The organism is Dyadobacter sp. CY312 (genome assembly GCF_021390535.1).
Taxonomy (GTDB): domain Bacteria; phylum Bacteroidota; class Bacteroidia; order Cytophagales; family Spirosomataceae; genus Dyadobacter.
On sequence record NZ_JAJUXG010000049.1, the window covers coordinates 1 to 4,012 of the forward strand.

Here is a 4,012-nt window from a genome sequence, read left to right on the forward strand (position 1 = left end):
CCTTAATGAGCAATGTATAGGTTCCGGCCGGCAAATTGGTATAGGACGCTGTGGGAGTTTTTACATAATTCCAATCCTTTTCAAAACCATCTAATTTATAGGCATATCGATTCTTCTCCGGATGCGTAAAGTTAAGTACAGCAAAATCCACTGAGAAGATGGATTGGTCGTGGTGAAAACTGATCGCATCGCTTTCTGACAGTTTAGTTTTTAACAGACCTGTTTCATCGTCAACTGTTACTGGTTTATTAAATAATCTCAGGTCAGTAAATACAACAGCTGGTGGCTGTCTGTTAAACGGAATCTGATCCGGATAGAAGTAAAATGCCCCTGAATTTGTGGTTACAAAAATGGCCCCATCTTTTGCCATTATGGCGCTATTGGACATGATTCTGGATCCCGGAATACCTTCGTTATAAAAATATTGACGTGTTGTGCTCTTTTTGGTATTAAACTCTACCAAACCGAGCTCGTTGCTGAGCCAAAGATTCCCATTATTGTCGTGCTGCAAATTGGTTATGTTGTGGCCGGAAATATCCTTTGATTGGTTCTTAGGTATAAGTTTGTGATTGACGGAATCGTACAAATATAGGCCGTCATTGGACAGTATGATCCAGATTCTCCCTTCATTATCCTGATGAATACTGTTCACCGTGCGGGTAGTAGCGGATTCCTGTATCTTGTTGGCTGTTTGAAATCGTATTATTTTACTTTTTGTACTGTCGACTATACTAATTCCAAAACTTGATCCGATCCAAAGATTATCTCTGGAATCTTTTAATAAAAAGCTGATGTGTTTATCGTCTGCCCATTTCACAATACCGGAGCCACTTTGATATGCTATAAACCGGTCTTTAACACTGTCAAAACAATATAAACCGTTATAGTATGTTCCCACCACCAAGCCTTTTTTGTCTTCTGCAATTGCGGTGATCCAATCCCGGGCGTGCATGTTAGTCACAGGTAAAACATATCGATTTTGTTCAACTAATTTGCCCGCTACCACCTTGTATTTTATCAAAATATTTTTGACCAGCCCTACCCACAAATTCCCGGAACCGTCGAAATACGAACGGGTACTTTCTCCGCCAGTAACGGGACCAGGGTTTAGGAGAGTATGCCCTTTGTTGGAACGAAACCAGATACTGTTTTTATTCCCGAACCGGTCACTTCCATACGCCTGGAACCAAAGCCCGCCATTACCATCCTGAAGAACCTGTTGCATTGCGATTTCACCAATGGAGGCTGGCACTCGAACAAAGAAGTTGGAATGTGGAGTAATGTATTTTACGCCGTCAGCAAAGGTTCCCACCCACAATCCGTCCTTATTATCCACATAAAGATCCAGAATTCCTTGGTCGGTCGACCTGTTATCTTGAATGGGGCCGGGAGCCTGGTTTTTAAATTTTCCTGCCAATGGATCGAAATTTAGAAGCCCCTGATTGGTCCTTAGCCATAGATCTCCTTTTACTGAGGCCGATATCTTGTCCACCATCAAGAAATCCATTTTCTCTCCATTAACCATTGGTACACTTCTGAAAGAAAGAAACTGTTTCGTTTTTCGATCAAATTTCCCAATACCGCTATCCCTTGAGCCTACCCATATATTGCCGCTGGTATCTCCATAAATTGCTAAAATATCCAACTTTTTCTGATTGGAAGCTTTATCTCTTGTCATCGACCTATATATGGGCTCGTCGCGATCAGGATCAATCCCAATAAGTTCATTGGATCCGACTGCCCAGACAAAACCATCCGGCGCAATATAAATTGATGTGATGTCCCATTTTTTCTTTGATAGATCCTTGGAGTATAAGAACCGTTTGATGCTCACAGTGCCCTTACGTGTACTCAGGCGACTAATTCCGTTTGAGGTGCCCATCCAAAGGTTTCCTTTTCGATCCTCCATCAAGCACCAAATGGTGTTATCACCTAAGCTGTTCTCATTTGATGTATTTTTAAAAAATCTATCAAATGAATCAGTTAATGGGTCATATCGGTTAAGCCCCCAATTAGTTCCAATCCATAAGATACCCTTTGAGTCAAGAAAGGATGATCTTATGAAGTCAGAAGAAATACTGCGAGGGTTTTTCGGATCATTCTTATAGGTTTTAAATCCTCTGGTATCATAACTGCAAAGCCCCTTCCAGGTTCCAAACCACATAAATCCGCGTTTATCCTGAGTGGTGGTATATACAGAATTGTCAATAAGACCTTCACGGACAGTAAGATCATATGAAATGGAATTCTGAGCTGATGATTGTAAGCTGACGATCAGCACTAGTAAAACAAAAATTAATCTCATTTGAAGCTCATTTAATACTTAGGATCTATGCGTTAAAGTCAACATTCCGCACTATGGAACCAGCATAGCATCCATGAAGTGATTCTCAGGTCAAAAGCCGCATAAATTCGTTGGCTGGCGCCTCCCTGTCCCTATGGTTGTACTTCCATCCGCCACTTACCAATCTTCCGGTTTTGTTGGTTTATGAATCCATTCCAGCCTACTTTTTGGGTTCATTCTAATTGGAAAACCAGCAATAGATATTAAGCCTATCATTGTGGTACTTCAAAATACCCGAAATCTCTAACTGCCAGCAGGTACAAAATGTTGAGACACTAACTGTTGTAAAATTAGCCATTCGATTTTGCCTTCCAAAAATATCAAGTTTAGCAGTTTCATTGACATAAGTACACTACAATATAGAAAACAGCCCAACACTTAAAAATCAAAATTACTAACAAATAAATCCCAGATACTGTTTCAGATACTTTCTGGACATGTAGTATAAAAACGACCTCTGGATAAGCCCTGATAGGTTACCTTCCCGGGTCCACTACTTTTCACACCACTAGACTTCATTATTTAGGAAATATCTCCCCCACATCTAAGTCGATTTTCACCCCCGTACTAATGAAAAACAAGTGAATTCTGCAAAAGAAAATAGAACCTAAATCAAAAAAAATGTACGCCACACTCTAAAAAATACTGATTCTTGAAAACCAGAAATTATTTTTTTAGCCCATCTTCTTTTTTTCGAGATAAAATCGACCAGATTGAAATCTACAGGGCTACGAATTTGGAAGCTGTATGGAGGAAAACAAGATCGATGTTCTGTTTCGGAGTTTGAATAGTTCAGATATCAATAGTTTTCCGCGTAATATCGAAAAAAAAACATTTCAATTATTTTGTTTTAAGAGGAACTGGAAATTGCCATTATTAAGCAAACAGACAAGAGAGCTAGTATCGAAGGCGGCAAAACCGTCGGAATTGCTAAGTGCATTTAAGCCATTTTAAAAAATACAACCTACTATTGTAAAAACCACTTTACATGATGCATTGAATTTTTACCGAGTTGCCGGAGGAAGCTTTCCAAAGCGAATCAATAACGTTCCTGGTCGAAGAGCCTTGTCAACCCTTTCCAAAAGCCCACAACAAGTGTATGAGGGTGTCTGTGACGTTATCATGTAGGCTGTTCACTATTTTGAGTTTGCGTCCCGCATTTATATAGCATAACAATAAGACTGTGACTCTTCAAAAGAAGATGTTCACTAAGAGAAGTGTGGTTTATAGAATTTAAGGGACCCCGTTAAAATGAGATAACCTTTCAGGTTAACACATTTCAACGGGAGATTAATAACCTATTGCCAAGATCCAACAAATAAGCCTAAAATTTAATCCGGGAATTGTTTTTCAACATAGAAGACACCCTCGTTTGTGTTGTTATAGAAATGACGTTGCGCTATTTTATCCAACTCATTATAAAAAAGTCAAAAAGTTGAATTACTCAATTTGTAAATGCTCAGAAGCATATTCACTCGGTGTTTTACCAAATTGTTTTTTAAACTCGCTGCTAAAATGTTTTCTGTCGTCGTAACCCACCATAGAAGCAACTTGCTGAACTGAGAGACTATCATTTTTTAAGAGTCTGGCGGCCAACTTAAAACGGATAAGTTTTACAAAGTCGTTAATGGTTAGGTCGGTTAATGCCCTGAGTTTTTGATACAATAC

At 39.3% G+C, this 4,012-nt stretch carries 2 protein-coding genes; both read right to left on the reverse strand.

The window, feature by feature from the left end; translation table 11 throughout:
* Nucleotides 1–2,305 (reverse strand): two-component regulator propeller domain-containing protein (locus tag LZG71_RS30290; protein ID WP_233827020.1); only part of this gene is annotated, 2,305 nt, incomplete at its 3' end.
* Nucleotides 2,306–3,784: 1,479 nt separating this feature from the next.
* On the reverse strand, nucleotides 3,785–4,012 hold a 228-nt coding region (locus tag LZG71_RS30295), incomplete at its 5' end, for an AraC family transcriptional regulator (protein ID WP_233827022.1).